Source organism: Bacteroidales bacterium (genome assembly GCA_014860575.1).
Taxonomy (GTDB): Bacteria; Bacteroidota; Bacteroidia; order Bacteroidales; family JAAYJT01; genus JAAYJT01.
On record JACZJK010000039.1, the window covers coordinates 50,126 to 69,043 of the forward strand.

17 protein-coding genes and 1 rRNA gene are annotated in these 18,918 nt (G+C 43.5%); 7 read left to right on the plus strand and 11 right to left on the minus strand.

Going from position 1 to position 18,918, the window contains the following annotated elements; all coding sequences use genetic code 11:
• Positions 1-102 precede the first annotated feature (102 nt).
• Positions 103-951, minus strand: a complete 849-nt coding sequence (locus IH597_10630; GenBank protein MBE0662910.1) for a hypothetical protein — start codon at positions 949-951, stop codon at positions 103-105.
• A gap of 116 nt (positions 952-1,067) precedes the next feature.
• Complete coding sequence (locus tag IH597_10635) at positions 1,068-2,249, minus strand: DUF362 domain-containing protein (GenBank protein ID MBE0662911.1); 1,182 nt, start codon at positions 2,247-2,249, stop codon at positions 1,068-1,070.
• A gap of 374 nt (positions 2,250-2,623) precedes the next feature.
• Here IH597_10635 and IH597_10640 point away from each other — a divergent pair, with 374 nt between their 5' ends.
• The 3 genes from IH597_10640 to aroE are packed head-to-tail and all read left to right on the plus strand — an operon-like array spanning position 2,624 to position 5,755.
• Positions 2,624-4,060 (plus strand): tetratricopeptide repeat protein, encoded by a 1,437-nt coding sequence (locus tag IH597_10640; GenBank protein ID MBE0662912.1) that lies wholly within the window; start codon positions 2,624-2,626, stop codon positions 4,058-4,060.
• Between the two features lie 4 nt (positions 4,061-4,064).
• The gene (locus tag IH597_10645; protein MBE0662913.1) at positions 4,065-4,994 is read left to right on the plus strand and encodes a DUF368 domain-containing protein; all 930 of its coding nucleotides are present in this window, start codon (positions 4,065-4,067) and stop codon (positions 4,992-4,994) included.
• Between the two features lie 11 nt (positions 4,995-5,005).
• Positions 5,006-5,755 (plus strand): shikimate dehydrogenase, encoded by a 750-nt coding sequence (gene aroE / locus IH597_10650; GenBank protein ID MBE0662914.1) that lies wholly within the window; start codon positions 5,006-5,008, stop codon positions 5,753-5,755.
• A 4-nt stretch (positions 5,756-5,759) separates the two neighbouring features.
• On the opposite strand, the gene IH597_10655 is transcribed toward aroE, so the two are convergent.
• Positions 5,760-6,455, minus strand: a complete 696-nt coding sequence (locus IH597_10655; GenBank protein MBE0662915.1) for a response regulator transcription factor — start codon at positions 6,453-6,455, stop codon at positions 5,760-5,762.
• A 205-nt stretch (positions 6,456-6,660) separates the two neighbouring features.
• Here IH597_10655 and IH597_10660 point away from each other — a divergent pair, with 205 nt between their 5' ends.
• Both IH597_10660 and IH597_10665 read left to right on the plus strand, forming a co-directional pair.
• The gene (locus IH597_10660) at positions 6,661-7,599 is read left to right on the plus strand and encodes a hypothetical protein (protein ID MBE0662916.1); all 939 of its coding nucleotides are present in this window, start codon (positions 6,661-6,663) and stop codon (positions 7,597-7,599) included.
• An 11-nt stretch (positions 7,600-7,610) separates the two neighbouring features.
• Positions 7,611-7,922 carry an MTH1187 family thiamine-binding protein gene (locus IH597_10665; GenBank protein ID MBE0662917.1) on the plus strand — a complete coding sequence of 104 codons (312 nt, stop codon included), beginning with the start codon at positions 7,611-7,613 and terminating at the stop codon, positions 7,920-7,922.
• On the opposite strand, the gene IH597_10670 is transcribed toward IH597_10665, so the two are convergent.
• Together IH597_10670 and IH597_10675 are read right to left on the minus strand one after the other, a co-directional pair.
• Complete coding sequence (locus tag IH597_10670; GenBank protein ID MBE0662918.1) at positions 7,923-8,162, minus strand: DUF4342 domain-containing protein; 240 nt, start codon at positions 8,160-8,162, stop codon at positions 7,923-7,925. It abuts the gene before it with no gap.
• 115 nt (positions 8,163-8,277) lie between these two features.
• Positions 8,278-9,468: an aminotransferase class I/II-fold pyridoxal phosphate-dependent enzyme gene (locus tag IH597_10675; GenBank protein MBE0662919.1), complete on the minus strand. Its 1,191-nt coding sequence runs from the start codon at positions 9,466-9,468 to the stop codon at positions 8,278-8,280.
• 238 nt (positions 9,469-9,706) lie between these two features.
• On the opposite strand from IH597_10675, the gene IH597_10680 reads away from it, so the two are divergent.
• Positions 9,707-10,159, plus strand: coding sequence for an Lrp/AsnC ligand binding domain-containing protein (locus IH597_10680; protein ID MBE0662920.1), 453 nt, complete (start codon positions 9,707-9,709; stop codon positions 10,157-10,159).
• 217 nt (positions 10,160-10,376) lie between these two features.
• Here IH597_10680 and IH597_10685 read toward each other — a convergent pair whose 3' ends face one another.
• The 6 genes from IH597_10685 to IH597_10710 form a co-directional block, all read right to left on the minus strand.
• Positions 10,377-11,141: an SDR family oxidoreductase gene (locus IH597_10685; GenBank protein ID MBE0662921.1), complete on the minus strand. Its 765-nt coding sequence runs from the start codon at positions 11,139-11,141 to the stop codon at positions 10,377-10,379.
• 12 nt (positions 11,142-11,153) lie between these two features.
• Complete coding sequence (locus IH597_10690) at positions 11,154-11,660, minus strand: hypothetical protein (protein MBE0662922.1); 507 nt, start codon at positions 11,658-11,660, stop codon at positions 11,154-11,156.
• 45 nt (positions 11,661-11,705) lie between these two features.
• Complete coding sequence (locus tag IH597_10695) at positions 11,706-12,914, minus strand: cofactor-independent phosphoglycerate mutase (GenBank protein MBE0662923.1); 1,209 nt, start codon at positions 12,912-12,914, stop codon at positions 11,706-11,708.
• Positions 12,915-13,126: 212 nt separating this feature from the next.
• Positions 13,127-14,488, minus strand: a complete 1,362-nt coding sequence (gene thrC, locus IH597_10700; protein MBE0662924.1) for a threonine synthase — start codon at positions 14,486-14,488, stop codon at positions 13,127-13,129.
• A gap of 3 nt (positions 14,489-14,491) precedes the next feature.
• Positions 14,492-15,958, minus strand: a complete 1,467-nt coding sequence (locus IH597_10705; protein MBE0662925.1) for an O-acetylhomoserine aminocarboxypropyltransferase/cysteine synthase — start codon at positions 15,956-15,958, stop codon at positions 14,492-14,494.
• Between the two features lie 121 nt (positions 15,959-16,079).
• Entirely contained in the window at positions 16,080-17,066 is a 987-nt protein-coding gene (locus IH597_10710) for a hypothetical protein (protein MBE0662926.1), read from the minus strand.
• Positions 17,067-17,742: 676 nt separating this feature from the next.
• Between IH597_10710 and IH597_10715 the strand changes: the two genes are divergently transcribed.
• Positions 17,743-18,918: ribosomal RNA gene (locus IH597_10715) — 16S ribosomal RNA — on the plus strand; the annotation flags it as partial.

Sequence of the window (18,918 nt, forward strand, 5' to 3'; positions counted from 1 at the left end):
ATCCGGGGGATTAATTTGAAATAAGTGATCAGACCAATACTCTTACTGATGTGGGAAAACCAAGATTGAAGCCACTGAAGTGCTAACTCCAGGGCATGGGAGTTAGTTCAATGTATCGGTTAATTGATCCAGGGTGGCTTTTGTCAACGGTCCTTCAAAAAGCAATAAAGCGCCATCTTCAGTGCGGAATGTAGTAAATTTTTCGTCCGAACCTGTAAAGCCAGAAACCTCTGCTAAAACCAATGCATTTTTTTCTACGAACCGTTGCAGTTGGTTCTCATCATCAAACCTGATCCATGCCATTGTGAACTTGTTTTCGGGACTGGCAACCGGTAAAATCCATGCCTCATAATTATCAAAGCCTGTAAAAAGGCGATCCCAATGGATGAAGCCGTTTTGCAGGCCCAGGGGTCCATGCACCATTTTTAGGCCATCCCTGCTTTCGTTTAAGATCTTATTCTCAAAAATACCTGGGCGCTGAAGCACCACATGGTCAATTTTGTTAAGAAAGGCTTTCCCGATTTTGAGGGTTTTTTCCTGATCTAAAGGTTCTCCGCTCGTATTGGAAACCGAAATGTAATAGTTGCCTTTCGCAGCAATATACTGATAGGGTGTGAGGCAATCGTGATAGTAATGCAAACCCGCAGCCATGCAACGAAAACGTGAAACGCTGAAAATCCCGAAAGCCGCTTCGGCGGAAACCATGCGATAAATGTCGGCTTTAAATTCCGAACCTTCCAGCCTGATATCCTGCACGGCCAGCTGTTTGAACCCATACTCAAGATAAAGATCGGCACCACCATTGATATAGCCCCACAATCCATTTTGATCAAAATTCCGGGTTGTGATATTTTCGATGCCAGCCAAAGAATTATCAGTTAGTATCGGTGCTTCCTGCGCGTAAACCACCGTAAAAAAGACACTTAAAATGATTAATAATGTCAGTTTCATAAAATTGATTTTTTGATTCAAAATTCCACCAAATTCAAGATTCCAGATTCTTGATTCAAGATTGCCAGTTCTTTCGTTGCATTAATATTGAATCTGGAATTTTAAATTTTGAATATTCACCCTAAAACAACTTTCTTCAGTTCGATATTCTCCTGATTTGCTTCGCCAAGCCCAAGTTCCGCTGCATATTCCATGAAAGCACGCCCGCGTGGGGTGTCCTCCTGCTGTATTCCTTCCTCAATTCGTTTCTGCAAAACAATTCCATAGCCGATGCGATCCACTGCAACCGGGTCGGTTCCTACAAGAAGTGTATTGTAATTGCAAATAAACTGAGGGTTTGCGCCTGGTCCGCCCTGGTAGCAACCGCGTAACCCATCCACAATGTTTAGCACCACTTTATCCCGAACCGGTGGAAAGCAGCAGACTTCGGCGCTGGTTTCTCCCCAAAGTTGTGCATGCAGACGGCCAGTGTTTGTGATCACGCCATAGCCCAGGTTCTTGAGACACAACGTGATAGATGCGCCTGCATTTTTCAAAATAGGTATGTTAATGATCTTGTCCAATTCCTGGGTGCAGATTTTCGTGAAATAAGAATACTTACCTCCATTTACCATGTATGGCAAAGTGTAATCGTCGTATTCGCCCTCCACTTCAGCAAAATAATACCAGTCGCGGTCAATCATTTCCTCGCTGTATAGCTTGCCTTCCTTGTTATAGTACGAACCGTCCGCATCCTTCTTTTCGGTTCCGGTGATGGCGATTCCGGGATATGCTTCCGGTGTGAACCCAGCTTCATGAAGTTGGAATTCGCGCCTGTCCCACAGCACAATGTTTTCTTTAGGAATTCCGGCTTCGAGCATTTGTTCGATCACACTCTCAACTACTTCATGGCTCGTAGATAAAAGCTTGCCACCAATAGGATTGAGTTTCAAACCGATCTTTTCATGCGGTTGCACAAACATCACCCAGGCCTCAGCGAGGGTGGCAGCACCGGTAAGTTGCAGCATGGATTCGGAAAGCATTTCGTAGACTACTGATTTCACAGGTTTTTCGTTAACCACCGATTTTTCATTAAGAACTTGTACGACCCTGCCGGGAAACCTGCCGGGCATAGAATTTTCCGTTTTGGGGAATTTTAACGCTTCGGCAATATTGGTAGCGGGTTTTTCATTGGCTTGCGCTTGCGCCAGCACGTTCTTGAGAGGCGATGGAGCCATTAATGCGCCCAGACTTCCGGCAGCAGCCAGTTTGAAGAAATTGCGGCGGTCGAGGCCGGTGGGGTTGTGTTTTTTACTCATGGTGGAAGGGGGTTATGTGAGGATTCGGGTTCAAGGTTTCGGGTTCAAGGTTAAAAGTTCCGTGTTAAGAGAGATTTAACTTAATATTAGGCTGCCACTGCCAACTGCCGCTTTTCCAGGTTCAGGGGTTTGTCAAAATTACAATTTTTGATTTATTCTCATTCTTCTTTCTGGTATTTTTTAACTTTTCAACTTTTGTTAATCTTAGCTACATAATGATCTGCAAGAGTTTGGGCAAACGCAGGCAAGCAACAGTGTATTTCTATTTTAACCCCTTTCGGAGCGCAATAATTCAGAAGATATTTATAAAGCGAAAGCGCTGCCCGCCCTTTTTTACTAAATTTGCAGCATTATTTGAGGAGAGAATACAGCATATGCACGAAGAATTTGATGATTTTGATTTTGATGAAGTTCTTGAACTGGTGCGCCAGTTTGAGAAGATGATTGATGAAGGCTCCTATTTTTTTTTCGACCTCGAAGAACTCGAAGATATTATTGACCATTATTTTCAGCTCAACGATAAAGCCCGCTCAAAACAGGCATTGAATTTTGCCGCTGTCCAGCATCCCAGTTCTGCCGGCATTAAGCTCAGGCAGGCACAATTGCTTATCTCTGAAGACCAACACGATCAGGCCATGAAAGTGCTTGAAGAAGTGGAAAGTCTCGATCCAAACAATATTGATGTTTATATGACCAGGGGCATCATCTTCAGCCAGAAAAAGATGTTTGGTAAAGCCATAGAGGAGTTCGATAAAGCACTGGAAGAAGCAGATGATCCAGGAGAAGTGTGCATGAACATCGCCTTTGAGTTCGAAAACCAGGGACATTATGACAAGGCCATTGACTACCTTAAAAAAGCCCTGCATATTAATCCCGAAAACGAAGCAGCAATCTACGAAATATCGTTTTGCTATGAGTTCTCAAACAAATATGATGATGCTGTAGTGTTTTTTAACAGCTTTCTCGATAAAAACCCTTACTCTGTAACAACCTGGTTTAACCTTGGGCTTACCTACAACTCTCTTGAGCTTTACGAAAAAGCCATTGAAGCCTATGATTTTGTGATCGCAATTGACGAAAGTTTTGCCTCGGCTTATTTCAACAAGGCCAATTCCTACGCCAACATGGGCATGTACCGTGAAGCCATTGAAGCTTACAGGCAAACATTTATATTTGAAGATCCGGAAGCTACCACCTATTATTACCTGGGCGAATGCTATCAGAAACTTTCACGTTTTCCCGAAGCCATTGACAGCTATATGAAAGCCCTTGAAGTTGATCCGAACCTTCCGGATGCCTGGCTGGAAATGGGTATTGCCTATGATGAACTGGGCCAGGTTCAAAACGCCATCCGTAGCGTGGAGAAAGCCGTTGCACTGGAAAAAGACAACATGGAATTCCTGTATGTGCTGGCAGAATTGTTCTCCAAAGCCAACCGCTATGCCGATGCTGTTGCCGCGTTTGAAAAGGTGATCCATAGCGATTATAACAATTCGGATGCGTGGCTCGATTATGCGGAACTGCTTGCAGTAAATAAAGATATTGACAGCGCCCTGGCAGTTCTCAATAAAGCGATCAGGGCCTATCCAAAAGATACTCTACTTATGTACCGCCTGGCTGCTTACCGCTTCAATGGCGGATGGATTAAAGAATCTATTCGTACACTGGAAAAAGCGTTGCTGCTGGATTATGAAATGCGCTCAGAAATTGACAGGTATGCACCGGCAATGCTTGAAATCCCCGAGGTATTGAACATGATTGAAGCTATGAAGTCACTGGTTGTGAAAAAACAACGCAAACGCCAGCAATAAATCCCTGATGAGAGAGTATGTAACCATTTTCCTGAAAGGCATTGGTATGGGTGCAGCCAATGTGATACCCGGCGTTTCAGGAGGAACAATCGCACTGATTACCGGCATCTTTGAACGCCTGATCAATGCCATCAAGTCTTTTAATATCACGGCTGTAAAGCTCCTTTTTAGTGGTAAAATCAAACAATTTGTACAGCATACTGATCTTTATTTTCTGCTTGCGCTCGGACTTGGCATTCTGTTAGCCCTGATAAGCCTGGCGCGCATATTCGATTTCCTTTTTACAAAATATCCCGTGTATATCTGGTCATACTTTTTCGGTCTGATCTTGGCTTCAGTGTATTTCGTAGGGCAAACTATTGAAAAATGGAATACCGCCGTGGTAATAAGTTTTATCGCTGGCGCTGTTATTGCCATTGGAATTTCATTCCTGAACCCGGCAGTGGGCAATGAGAATTTCTTTTACCTGATCCTTTGCGGTGTTGCTGGTATTTGTAGCATGGTACTTCCCGGCCTTTCAGGTTCATTTGTACTGATTTTGATGGGAAATTACCACCTTATTTTCATCGAAGCCATCAACGAAGTCCGAATAGATATTCTGTTTCCTGTTGCCATTGGCATGGTGGTTGGGCTCATTGGGTTCTCGCATTTACTTTCATGGGTTTTCCGCAAGTTCCGGAACCAAACCATTGCATTGCTGACTGGTTTTATACTTGGTTCGCTCATAATTATCTGGCCATGGAAAGAAAAAATAATGGCAATGAACCCAATGGGTGAAGTGCTGTTAAAAGACAACGAACCGGTGATAGCTAGATATCAGCCGGTACTTCCTGAGAGTTTTTCAACAGAAGTGTTTATTGCCATTTTGCTTATCATTGCCGGGATTGCCAGCATTTGGCTGATTGAACTGGCTGCCCGGAAAAAATCAAACTAATCTCTGTATTTGTGAACCGCTTGTTTGGACTTATCGGCTACCCGCTGGGGCATTCGTGGTCAAAAAAATACTTTGAAAATAAGTTTGAAAGTGAAAACATAACTGATGCCAGCTACCAGGTATTCCCGATTGAAAAAGCCGTAGCCATCGTCGGCTTGCTGAAAACTTATCCAAACCTCGCCGGACTGAATGTGACTATACCACACAAAACTTCCATAATCACATTGCTTGACAGCCTTGATCCGGTGGCGAGAGAGATCAATGCTGTAAACACTATCAGGATTGAACATAAAGTAAACCAAACAATATTGCTAGGCTACAATACCGATGTGCATGGGTTTGAGCAATCCATTGCACCGCTGCTCAGGCCACACCATCGTTCGGCAATGATTTTGGGAACCGGCGGAGCAGCCAAAGCTGCGGCATGGGTTTTTGAGAAGCTGGGAATTGATTTTGTCATGGTTTCCAGAAACCCGGAACTAAACCATCAGCTTGGTTATCATGAACTCAGCGAAGATCTTTTTGAAAAATATACGATAATCGTCAATGCAACACCAATGGGAATGGCGCCTGATGCTGACACTTTCCCGCCACTGCCCTATCATTTCCTGAGTTCGCACCACCTCTTGTTTGATATGGTTTACAATCCGGAAGAAACTATTTTCCTGAAGGAAGGATTGAAACAAGGCGCTATCACTAAAAACGGCTTTGAAATGTTGCAAGTGCAGGCCGAAAAAGCCTGGGAAATCTGGTGCCGGTAAAGCATTAGGAAGCAAGCGTATAACAATAGCCAACACCTTTGATGGTTCGGATCGCATCAATACCAATTTTCTCGCGGATCTTGTGAATGTGTACATCAATAGTGCGCTCGCCAACAATCACATCGTTGCCCCAAACCTGCTCAAAAATTTCATCTCGGGTAAAAACCTTATCGGGGCGGGATGTAAGCATAAAAAGCAAATCAAACTCTTTGCGCGACATGCTGATGTTTTTGCCGGTTTTTTCAACCACAAAACGCTCCCTGTCCATCATCAAATCATTCAAATGAATGATGAGGCGTTTATCTGATTTTTGGCTCTGCTCAAAGCGCTTCAGCAAGGCTTTAATCCTTGCAACAAGCACCCTGGGACTTATGGGCTTCCTGATATAATCATCGGCGCCTGCATCAAAACCTTCAATTTGTTTATAATCCTCTCCACGGGCGGTGAGAAAAGTGATGATGGTATGTTTCAACGAGTCAACGGATCGGATCGCACGACAGGCTTCAATTCCATCAATGCCAGGCATCATAATGTCGAGTATGATTAAATGAGGCAAATGCTCAATGGCTGAATCTATGGCATCCTTACCATTGTTGCATGTATGAACCGTAAATCCATCGCGGCGCAGGTTATAGCCTAAAAATTCAACAATATCAGGTTCGTCATCAACCAGTAAAATAGAATAATTATTGTTTTCCATTTGGGTAATTATTTTGTCGCCAAAAATAACTGCTCATTATTAAGTGCCTGTAAAGCGAATATTAAATAATTGTAGTCATTTCCGGTTCGGTAAAGACATTAATACGGTTCGAAGCCGATAGCTAAAAAGCACTAGTGGGTTACAATTTCAGAGAGTCAAAGGAAATCCTACCTTTGCAGCGTTAAACAATAGCTGAATAATTGACATGTCAAAACCTATCAAAGTTCTGGATCACAACGAAATCAGAAGCATTTTACATAAATATGACCAACGGGTCATCTTTGAAAAAACCAATATTATACCCCAGGAATGCGAACTCTACAAGCACCTGAAAGAGTATGTTGAAGTCAGGAAAATTACCAACAAATCAGTGTTGGGCATTGATATCTATCAATACAGCTCTTACGGAGAGTTCGAACAAACCCTGATTCCTTTCCTTTTCAAGAAAATGCTGCACACCACCATTGAGCTTTGTCTTGAACATCATCCGTTCATATTTCAAAAATATTCCCGTGATATTATTGAGCAGAATTTCATCAGCACGGGCGATGGTGGTTTCATCATTTTCGATAATCCCATGCACGCCCTCCTGTTTGCCTGCAATTTCGCCGTGGTACTAAGGGTTTATAATGCGTTTCATTTTTTTCCGCGATTAAGAAAAATCATTGGTGGAATTAGCATCCGCTATGCCATCACCTACGATAAAATTTATAAATACGCCGATAACTTTTTTGGCCGCGCCATCATCAACAATGCCCGGATACTTGCCAAAGACAGCCTAAACCGCTGCCTCATTGACCAGTACACGCATATGTGGTTCACCACAAATATCGAGGGAATGGAAAACCTCCAGGTAATGACAATAGATGATATTGCCAATATCCATGAGTTCAGTCTTGATGATTATGATAAGAGTCTTCTTGAAACGAGTGATGACAAGATTTTTGGCAGGGATTCGTCGCGAAGAGAAGGCATCATTAATTCCGACATTTTAAAAATAGGCATGATCAAATCCAAGGAAACCGAGTTGAATATCTATAATCTTCATCTGCAGGTTAGTTTGAAGTTAACAAATGATGATGACCCAAAACAACAAAAGGTTGTTACAGTAAGCCTGGGAAACCTGAATACTTCTGGAATTTAACAATCAAGACAATGTCAGTACTTTTTGAATTTGCAATGTTCCCAACCGATAAAGGCGAAAGCGTAAGCCCTTATGTGAGCCGCATAATTAAGATGATCAGGGAAACTGGTGCGGCATATAGGCTTACTCCTATGGGAACCGTGGTAGAAACGGAAACCATGGAAGAAGCGCTGGAGCTAATTAACAAAGCATACGCTGAACTTGAGCCAGATTGCAAGCGCGTTTATTCAACCGTAAAATTCGATATCCGCAAAGGGCCGAAAGGCAGAATGGAACAGAAGGTTCGTTCCATTGAAAATATTATCGGAGAAGTAAATCAGTAGTTATTCTTTCCTGATCACCTCAATAGTGTAGTTGACTGCCAGTGCTGCCAATGCACCAACTGCAGCAAGCACCGGTGCGAAAATCGCACCTACAACTCCTATTGTTACAGGAATTTCAAGAAACGTGCGCCCATCATCATCTTTAATAATAATGCGACTCACGTTGCCTTCGTGTATAAGCTCTTTGATCTTCTTCAGCAGTTCTTCGCCTTTTACTTTGAATTCGTTGGTTGTGCTCATGATTGTATATTTTCCGCAAAGCTATTGATTATGGCAGAACTTATACAAAGTTCCCAGTAAAATTAAATCAGTGTACACGTTTATGATTTCAATGCAGAAGGAGGCGTTGGCACATTCAGGCAAGGCAACCTTCAATCATCTTCCAGGTATTTTCAATATTATGATCCAAACCCACCGAAAAACGGACCAAACCATCGCTCATACCCATTTCGCGTTGTGCTTCTTCCGGAACCTCGCTTGATGTACTTCTACCCGAATTACTGAAAAGGGTTTTGAAATATCCCAAACTAACTGCGAGATAACCAACGCCGGCAACTTCCATTTTCTCCATCAGGTCAGAAGCTTTTTCAAACGTGCCCATATCAATGGCCAAAACGCCTCCGAAACCAAAATCGGGGTGCATGAGTTTTTTCATTAACTCATGATCAGGGTGATTGGGTAAACCGGGATAACTGACATTGATGCCTGCAGCCTTGAATTTTTCAGCCAGATACATGGCATTGTGGCTGTGCTGCTTCATACGGATATGCAGTGTGTGAAGGTTTTTCAAAATACTTGAAGAACGGTAAGGATCAAGCACAGGGCCCAACAGCATCGCAGTGCCATCATTCACATCAATGAGTGAAGCAATATATTCCTGCGAACCGCAAATAGCGCCGGCAACACAATCGTTTTTACCATTGATGAATTTGGTCATGCTGTAAACCGTAACATGCGCGCCGAGCTGATTGGGCGCGATGATCATTGGCGTAAATGTATTATCAACCATCAGTTGACAGTTGTTCTTATTGGCAATGGCCGCCAGCGCCGGGATATCCGAAACCTGAAGCAGTGGATTTGTAACTGATTCGGTGTAAATAATCCTGGTATTGGGTGTGATGGCATTTTTTACAGCATCAAGATCAGTGATGTCAACGAAAGTTACGTCAATGTTGAATTTTGGAAGATAATTTTTAAAGAAAGCAAAAGTGCCGCCGTATGTTGTCCGGCTTGAAATAATATGATCGCCGCTGTTAACAAGCTGCAGGATCGCACAGGTAATAGCTCCCATTCCCGATGCTGTGACCCAGGCCGCTTCAGTACCTTCCATGGCTGCCAGTGCATCGGCGAGGTATTTATTGCTGGGGTTCCAGTGTCGTGAATAAAGGAAACATCCTTCGGCTTCGCCTTTGAAGGTTTCAAGCATGGTTTTAGCCTGCATAAAAGTAAAAGTGGCTGAATCGGTTACCGAAGGGTTCACATCACCATATTCGCCAAATTGCTTTAACGCTTGTATTCTGGTAGCGGGGTCTTTTATTGTGTTCATGTCTTAGGGTGTTAGTGTTCTATTATTCAATTGTTCTATTGTTCAAATGTTCTATTGTCCTATTGTTCTATTGTTAATAAATCAGAAGTGCAAAGTTACAAAATGTAATTATAACCATTCATTAGTGAGATTGATTGTTGAAATTATTTTGTGATTTAATTACTAACTGAAATAATATTTTTCTATTATTGCACAAATTGTAATTAAAACATCTGAAAATATGCAGCCGAACTTACAAATTGACCAAACAGACAAGAAAATACTTTCTTCTCTCATGAATGATGCCCGTGTTTCTTACCTTGAAATTGCCAGGGAGTGCGGAATATCAGGCCCGGCAGTGCATCAGCGTATCGCACGATTAAAGGAAGCAGGAATGATCAGTGGTTCCCAACTCTTGCTGAGCCCAAAAGGAATGGGATACATGACCTGTGCATTTATCGGCATACAGGTAAACCTCACAAGCAATAGTACCCATGAAGAGGTTTTTGAGAAAATCCGTCAGATACCAGAGATAGTTGAATGCCATCACATTTCCGGAAAATACTCATTGCTTGTAAAAGTCTTCACCCGCAACAACGAGCATCTTAAAAGGGTCATTGTTGAAAAAATCCAATCCATTCCTGAAATCACTTACACAGAATCCTTTATCTCGCTGGAGTTGGGTTTTGAGAGGCAGATACCGGTGGAGTAATCGCGTAGTAGTTGGTTAAGTGGTTAATTGGTAAATTGGTTTAATGTTGGAGTTTGGAGTAATGGAGTAATGGAGTGTTGGAGTGTTTCGGCACTTAGTGGTAATTTGTCAATTATGTTTGAAGGGATGCAATCCCCGAGGCACAAGGGGATGGCATCCCTGATTGCTAAAGTCTGCTTTCCTTTGAATTTTGAATTTGGAGCTTTGAACTTGGGACTTAACTCCTTAAGTATGACGCCCCATTCACATCAACAATACACCCGGTCATATAAGCCGGTGCATCCGAAGCAAGGTAAGCAACAAGGTTGGCGATTTCTTCAGGTTGGGCGGCACGGTTCAAAGGGCTTTGGGCTTTGATCTCTTCACCGCGCGGGCCTTCAAGTACTTCACGGGCCATATCGGTTTCCACAAAACCGGGAGCAACTGTGAAAACCAATACATTCTTCGGAGCCAGGGCTTTTGCCAGCGATTGCCCGAAAGAATTCAGGCCGGCCTTGCTGGCGCCGTAAGCCAGGGCATCGGGTTCGCCACGGAAAGCGCCACGCGAGGTGATATTGATAATCCGGCCTCCACTTTGCTCCACCATTTTCCTGGAAACGAGATAAGATAAATGAGCCGGTCCGGTGAGGTTCAAACCAATTGTTTTTTCCCAAACCGATTGCCATTCATCAAAATCCATTTCCAGCATTGGTTTCTCAATATAAACCCCGGCATTGTTGACGAGGATATCCAAACATTCATTTGCAACTTTCTCAAACAATTGCCTTGCCCCATGAACATCGCCAAGATCAGCTTGTACAATCCTATGGCCTGATCCTGGCAGTTCCAACATCAATGTGCTGGCAGCTTCTGAATCTTTATGATATTGTGCAATCACTTTTGAGCCAAGCCTGGCCAGTGCAATTGAGATTGCCCGTCCTATGCCACGGGAAGCGCCCGTGACCAGAGATGTTCTGCCTTGTAAAACCTGTATATCAGCCATAATAGAATACGGTTATTGTTTTTCAACGGTAGTATCCCAATATATAAGGAGTGATTGCAGAATAAGACTGGGTTGTTCCGACCTCAGGCTCATATTGCATCTGATACGGAATTCATAACTCCTGGCGAGCATGGAAGGGAAAATTCGCTTTTGGTTCTCATGCGGATAAATTGGTTCTGCAAAAACCTGGTAGTTAAACCTGTCCATACTCCAACCTTCAAACATACCTGAAATAACCTGACCTTCCCATTCAAAAGACAATCTGACCTCAATGATTGCGGTGTTTGGAGTAATGAAAGGCAATTCCACGCTCACCTGCTGCCCGGGAGGTATTTTCCACCCATCGGATTGCACGCTTACACCACTGCTCATCACTGGTTTTATATCAATAACAAAGTCGGAAACGGCTGGTACTTCACTGTAAAATTCAATAAGGGTGCTTCCCTGACTGAATGAATTCAGAGCCATAAAGAAAAATGGCAGGAACAGGAACCAATATTTCCATCTTATAACTGGCATAACCTATTGATTCAATTTAACTCAGGTTTAATATCCTGATTATTCCTAAAGTTGGAGCAAGGCCTTGATAAATCCATCGCCTTTCAATAGACCATAATGTCCGTTTAGCACACTTTGTTCATTATACTCCTGAACATCATCTGGTTCAGCACCGGGGTGATAAATCATAAATGGAACCGGGTCATGTACATGGGTTCGCAAAGCACAGGGCGTTGGGTGATCGGGCAAGATAGCAATTGCAACCGGCTCTTCCATTTTTTGAGTTTCTTCCACAATATATTTTATGACCCTTTGATCCAGGTATTCCAATGTGCGAACCTTCAGATCCACATTGCCTTCATGACCGGCTTCATCACTGGCTTCGATGTGCAGGTAAACCAGGTCAACATCTTTGAGCGCCTCTACCGCAGCTTTTGCCTTCCCTTCATAGTTGGTATCATAAAGACCTGTAGAACCAGGCACTTTGATAGCCTTAAAACCGGCGTACGCTCCAATACCATAAATTAAATCTACAGCCGAAATCACAGCCCCGGTTTTTCCATATTGCTCCATGAAGGTTTTCATTTTTGGCCTGTATCCCGGCGACCAGAACCAAACTGAATTGGCCGGATCCTTGCCCGCTGATACCCTTGCCTTATTTACCGGATGATTTGAAAGTAAAGTCTGGGATTTCAGGATCAGACCGTTAAGGAGATCAGCAGTCTTTTTGCCTTCATCGTTAGTTTCCTTAATCATAACCTCCCTGAAAGGTGTTCCGGGCACATCGTGTGGAGGTGTGCACTGTATCTGGTTCGAACCTTTTTTTAATACAAATAAATGGCGGTAACTTACTCCGGGGTGAAACCTGTAATTATCAGCAGCAAGTTTTTCATTCAGGTAATTGATCAGTTCATGCGATTCGGGCGTTGTTATATGCCCAGCACTGTGATTTTTAATCACGCCCTCCTCATCAATGCAGATCAGGTTGCAGCGCATGGCGAGATCATCGTTTTTAAGGTCAACGCCCATGCTGGCCGCCTCAAGTACTCCCCTGCCCTGGTATACTTCATGCACATCATAGCCTAACACAGCCATGTTGGCAATCTCGCTGCCGGGAGGCATATCGGAAGGAACTGTTGTGAGCAAGCCACACCGGCTTTTTGAACACAAAGCATCAATATTAAGCGTCTTCGCCGCCATCAGCGGAGTTTTATTCCCGAGTTTCTCAATCGGATAATCCGAACAGCCATCGGCAAGGATGATGATGTATTTCATGGTTGATTTATCTGTTACTGGTTGCTGGTTACTGGTTACTGGCTGCTGGTTGCTGGTTGCTGGTTACTGGTTGCTGGCTGCTGGTTTGTCAGTGCCTGAATAACGCTGACCTGTTATTAATACTGATTACCGATTACCAATTACCAATTACCAATCCCCGATTACTGCAACCTTACTGTATCACTGCATCACTGCATTACAATAAAACTGCTTCACAATCCCCTGACAAGATATGACTTGAAATGCTTGTATCCATTCTCAAGCAGCTCATAATCCTCCTGCTTTTCTTCTAAACCCTGTAAGCTGGGAGGAAGTTTGGGGTCGAACCCTAATATCTCTTGTATTTTTTCCGGAAATTTGGCTGGGTGAGCTGTCTCAAGCACAACAAAGAGTTCATCTTGCCCGGCATTTGCTTTACTGTTCACATACTGTTGCAGCGCTGCCCAGCCAACCGCACCATGCGGTTCCAGAAGCAATTGGTATTTACCCCAGGCGTCAGCTATTGATTTTTTGGTTTCTGAATCAGAAATTGAAACTGCCGATATATCCTTACGCATATTCTCCATATCCGGAACTTTATGAATCCCCCCTTTTTCATCCATCACTCCGCCATACAGCGCAACCAGGCGCGAAAGATTGCTGGGGTGGCCGACATTCATAGCGCTTGAAATGCAATTCAACGATGGTTCAATCTTATTGTATTTGCCTGTTTCTAAGAATGATGGAAATTCATCGTTCTCATTTACAGCTATTACCATCTGTTTAACTAGCAATCCCATGTGCCGGGCAATCATTCCACCCATCATATCACCAAAGTTTCCTGATGGGATCACAAACACAGGTTTGTCATCATTGCTGTTGCGTAATTTCGCCCATGCATAAAAATAATAAACCGACTGCGGCAATAAGCGACCGATGTTTATTGAGTTCGCCGACGACAGATTTAGTCCGCTAAGGTCAGGATCAGCAAAAGCTTGCTTTACCATAGCCTGACAATCGTCGAATTTCCCATCAATGGCAATTACCTTCACGTTCTTACCGAGTGTGGTCATTTGTTTGCGTTGGCGGGAAGTCACCTCTTTTTCAGGGAACAAGATCAATACCTTAATATTATTGAGCCCATAAAATGCATTGGCAATCGCACTACCGGTATCACCCGAGGTTGCAGTAAGGATCAGTAATTCTCTACTATTTTTCTCAAGAAAGTGGTTCATCAGCCTACCCATCATGCGGGCGGCAAAGTCCTTGAAAGATGCAGTAGGCCCCTGATCCAGCCGCATTACATATTTGCGTTCGTAAGCATGTTCCAGCGGCACAATATAATTGTATGCATCAAAAACCAGATCACGAAGTTTATCTTCGGGAATTTCATCTTTGAGAAATCTGTTGAGAACCTCAAAGGCAATTTCCGGATATGACATATTCGAAAAGCTCTCGAGCTGAGTGTGATCCAGCAAAGGAATATGATCAGGCATATAAAGCCCGCGGTCCGGTGCCTGGCCCTGCAGCAATGCATCTCCGAAGCTAACCGGTTCAGCCTTTAGGTTCGTGGAATAATACTTTATCGGCTTCATAAATTACATTCCGATTTTTGCTGACGAAGCGCCACCGGCTGAGAACTCAGGAAAGGTCATTGTTATTTTCTTTCCATCAATGGTTGAAAGTGATTGATCCAGATCGGCAATAATATCATCCGGATGCTCAAGTCCAACACAGAGGCGGATAAGGTTTTGCGGGATATTGGCCAGTTTGCGGCCCTCTTCGCCTTGCTGTGAATGTGTTGAAATGGCCGGAATGGTAGCAACGGATTTAATGCGACCCAAATCAGTTGCACGCCAGATACGTTGAAAAGCATCAAACACCATACGCGCATTTGCAGCGCCGCCTTTGACGCGGAATGACATCAGGTGCCCGTATCGGTTTTGGGGTGAACCATATTGCTCGTCGTATTCGGCATCAACGAGCAAGAGATGTTTCTTAGCGAGCGAATGAAGCTGGTGTTCTTCCAGTCCGAGATAGTCAACCCCCTCAATGTGTTTATGATCCTTCAGGAAGTTCGCCACTTTCATTGTGCTGCGGCTGGCAATATCCATGCGATGCCGGATGGTGCGGATATCATTCAGAGCCAGGATCGCATTCATGGGTGAAATGTTGGGACCATTGTCCCGGTTTGGTATCTGCTTGAGATAAGCGCAAAAGTCCGCCTTCATCTCAGGATTGTCAATATTGGTGGTGATGTTTTTGCGTGCGATGATAGCGCCGGCAATGCCAAACCCGCTTGTAAACAATGATTTGGTTACTGATTGCACAACGATATCTGCGCCAAGCTCAATTGGGCGCAGCAGCGCAGGGGTCGCCACAGTGCTGTCGAAGATTGCTGGAATGCCGTATTTATGCGCGAGCTCTACAATTTTCTTTATGTCGAAAAATGCCTGCGATGGGTTGCTGGGGAGTTCACCATAAAGGAAGCGGGTATTTTCGTCAATCTCTGATTCCCACTCAGCCATATCATTGCTATTAATGATACGCCTCCATTTAATATTTCTCTCTTTTTCCTTTCGCATGGCAAATTGCTGGAAAGTCCCACCATATACCTGGCAGGTCGCCACGAAGTTCATCGGGCTATTGGGGTGTTTTGGGTCCTCAACTAAAAACTGATCCACGGCGCTTTGTATGGCTGCCATTCCGGATGCGGTAGCTATGCAGGAAGTATCAACTCCAGCGCCATAACCTTCAAGTAGCGCCAACACGCCTTCGAGGTAATACATACTTGGGTTCGCAATCCGTGAATAACACCAGGTTGGTATTTGATAGCCAAGTGCAGCTTCCATCTCGTCTGAATCTCTATATGCCTGTGATGTAGACATATAAATTGGCTCAATAATGGAGCCCTGGTTAAAATCGAGTGCTTCCTGCATTGAGTAAATACCGTGCACAGCTATGGTGTCGAAACGACACTTTTTCATATTGGCAATATTTTCTGCATGCCATTGCGCAGCGCGTATAGCGGCTTGTTTGTAGAACTCTACCCCTTTGGATGTCATAAAATAGATGTTTTAGTTAATGATGTATTTGAAGGGATAAAAGTAGTAAAAACTTTGAAGTCCACTTCCGATAATAATCCTCCTTCAAAATAAGTTAGCTCTTTCAGCTTCCAGAAGTGAACTATTTTAATAATGAAATCTCTCCAACCAATTCAAGCCCGGCATTTCTACCTTTACCATCATATAATGTATTGCCTTTTCGATCCAGGAGCGTTACCATTAGCTCAGCATTAATACTTTCATGAATCACACGGTCCATTTCTCCAGCCATTGGCGCTTTAAGTTCACCGTCTGAACTGTGCTTCTCTCTGGTTTGACCTTTTACAATGATTGAAAATTCCTTTGATTGAATTTCAACTTCGACCCGACCTCCCTTGGTTTGCAGGTTCGTGATTCTCGCGCCAGTGTATGTTGCAAAAGAATAGAGCTTGCCCTTATGTAGAAAAAAGCCAAGAAACCCTGTAAATGCACTTCCGAGCCACGGAATGCGGGCAATCGAAAGCATAAATGATGTCTGGTCAGCCTCAAAATGGTTGGTTTGCATCCATATCCAAGCTTTTGGCATTGATGAGCCCCAGTCTTTTTCAATGTAACCTTTGCCACCGGTAAAATCAATTTTCGCCCCATTAATAATAAGGAATCCTTCTAAGCCATGATCCAGGCTTACAACCCCATGATAACATTCCATCAACGGCACATACCTATACCATCCCATAATTCCTGGTCGAGAGATCTTAACCGGATAACGTAATGAGTTTACAAAGGAAATTTCTCCATTAAAATCACTCACCCCATCATTAATCTGTAATGTGATTCCCGAATCAGTAAACCTGCTCCCTGAAACAATCGTATCAAAATCATTACGCGAATATGAAAATTGATCGGTTTTATACTTAAAATACCAGGTTTGGCCAGTCATACCATTGATTACCTGAATAAACGAATGACTATCGTTTTTGCCAAATGATACACCCGGTATAAAAGCCCAGGTATGATTGCTATCGGCACTCACAACCTTAAAATACCATCCCTCGAAGTAATTTTTATGCTTACCATTACCCTGAAACCAGGCTGGATGGAATATTTTAGATAGATTATACAAAGCCATAACTAAGGTTATTGGTCAAATGTCGGAAAGTCTTTTATAGAACCTACAAACGTTACAAAAATATTAAAGTTCACTTACTGCATGACAATCAAAGCCTTAAAGTTAAAACAATTAAGTCTTGAACCATGAATAGTCTAATTCATTGATTTTCTGTAATTTGTAAGGCAAAGGTATAAGTTAATTATTTGTTAAAATGATCACGACAAAAAAAAATCAAAATAATTCTAATTACAAAAAAATGGCACTGAGCATCTTGCAGTTTTATAAGAAAAATAATTGATGGGGCGACTTGCAGGGTAATTATATTTATGTACTTTTGCACCCGCTTAACCAAGCAACCGTTCTTTAAAACTTTAAGCAACTGATTCTGATAGCGATAGGGACTTTAGATATTTTTTTTTCAAAAAATGTTGTAGAATCAAAAAATGTTCTACTTTTGCACTCCCTTTTCGAAAGAAAAGAATCGTTCTTAAAATAATCGAAAAAAAATAACATTTTTTTTTTTGCAGATTAAAAAAGACAAACTATCTTTGCAGCCCTTTTCCTAAACAGAAAATGGTTTCAAAAAAACATAAAGTTCTTTGAAATTTTGAAGTGAAAATATAGCAGCAAATATCCCTTTAACGTCAATCGTTAAAGAGAAGAGTAAAACCTGAGATATATTAAGATCAAATTTACAATGAAGAGTTTGATCCTGGCTCAGGATGAACGCTAGCGGCAGGCTTAATACATGCAAGTCGAACGGCAGCGGGTCCAGCAATGGATGCCGGCGAGTGGCGCACGGGTGCGTAACACGTATGCAACCTACCTTTAACCGGGACATAACCTCGAGAAATCTTGGCTAACATCCCATAACATCCCCGGATCGCATGGTTTAGGGATTAAAATTCCGATGGTTTTAGATGGGCATGCGCGACATTAGCTAGTTGGTGAGGTAACGGCTCACCAAGGCTACGATGTCTAGGGGGTCTGAGAGGATGATCCCCCACACTGGTACTGAGACACGGACCAGACTCCTACGGGAGGCAGCAGTAAGGAATATTGGGCAATGGAGGCAACTCTGACCCAGCCATGCCGCGTGCAGGATGACAGCCCTACGGGTTGTAAACTGCTTTTATACGGGAAAAAACCCTTCGACGTGTCGGAGGCTGATGGTACCGTAAGAATAAGCATCGGCTAACTCCGTGCCAGCAGCCGCGGTAATACGGAGGATGCAAGCGTTATCCGGATTTACTGGGTTTAAAGGGTGCGCAGGCGGAACGACCAGTCAGTGGTGAAATCTCTCGGCTTAACCGGGAAACTGCCATTGATACTATCGTTCTTGAGTACAGTTGAAGTAGGCGGAATGTAGCATGTAGCGGTGAAATGCTTAGATATGCTACAGAACACCGATAGCGAAGGCAGCTTACTAAACTGAAACTGACGCTCAGGCACGAAAGCGTGGGTAGCAAACAGGATTAGATACCCTGGTAGTCCACGCCCTAAACGATGATCACTCGTTGTTGGCAATACATCGTCAGCGACTAAGCGAAAGCATTAAGTGATCCACCTGGGGAGTACGATCGCAAGGTTGAAACTCAAAGGAATTGACGGGGGCCCGCACAAGCGGAGGAGCATGTGGTTTAATTCGATGATACGCGAGGAACCTTACCTGGGCTCAAACGCAGAACGACCTTCACCGAAAGGTGGACTCTCTTCGGAGCGGTCTGCGAGGTGCTGCATGGTTGTCGTCAGCTCGTGCCGTGAGGTGTCGGGTTAAGTCCCATAACGAGCGCAACCCCTATTCTTAGTTGCCATCAGGTAATGCTGGGGACTCTAAGAAAACTGCCTACGCAAGTAGTGAGGAAGGTGG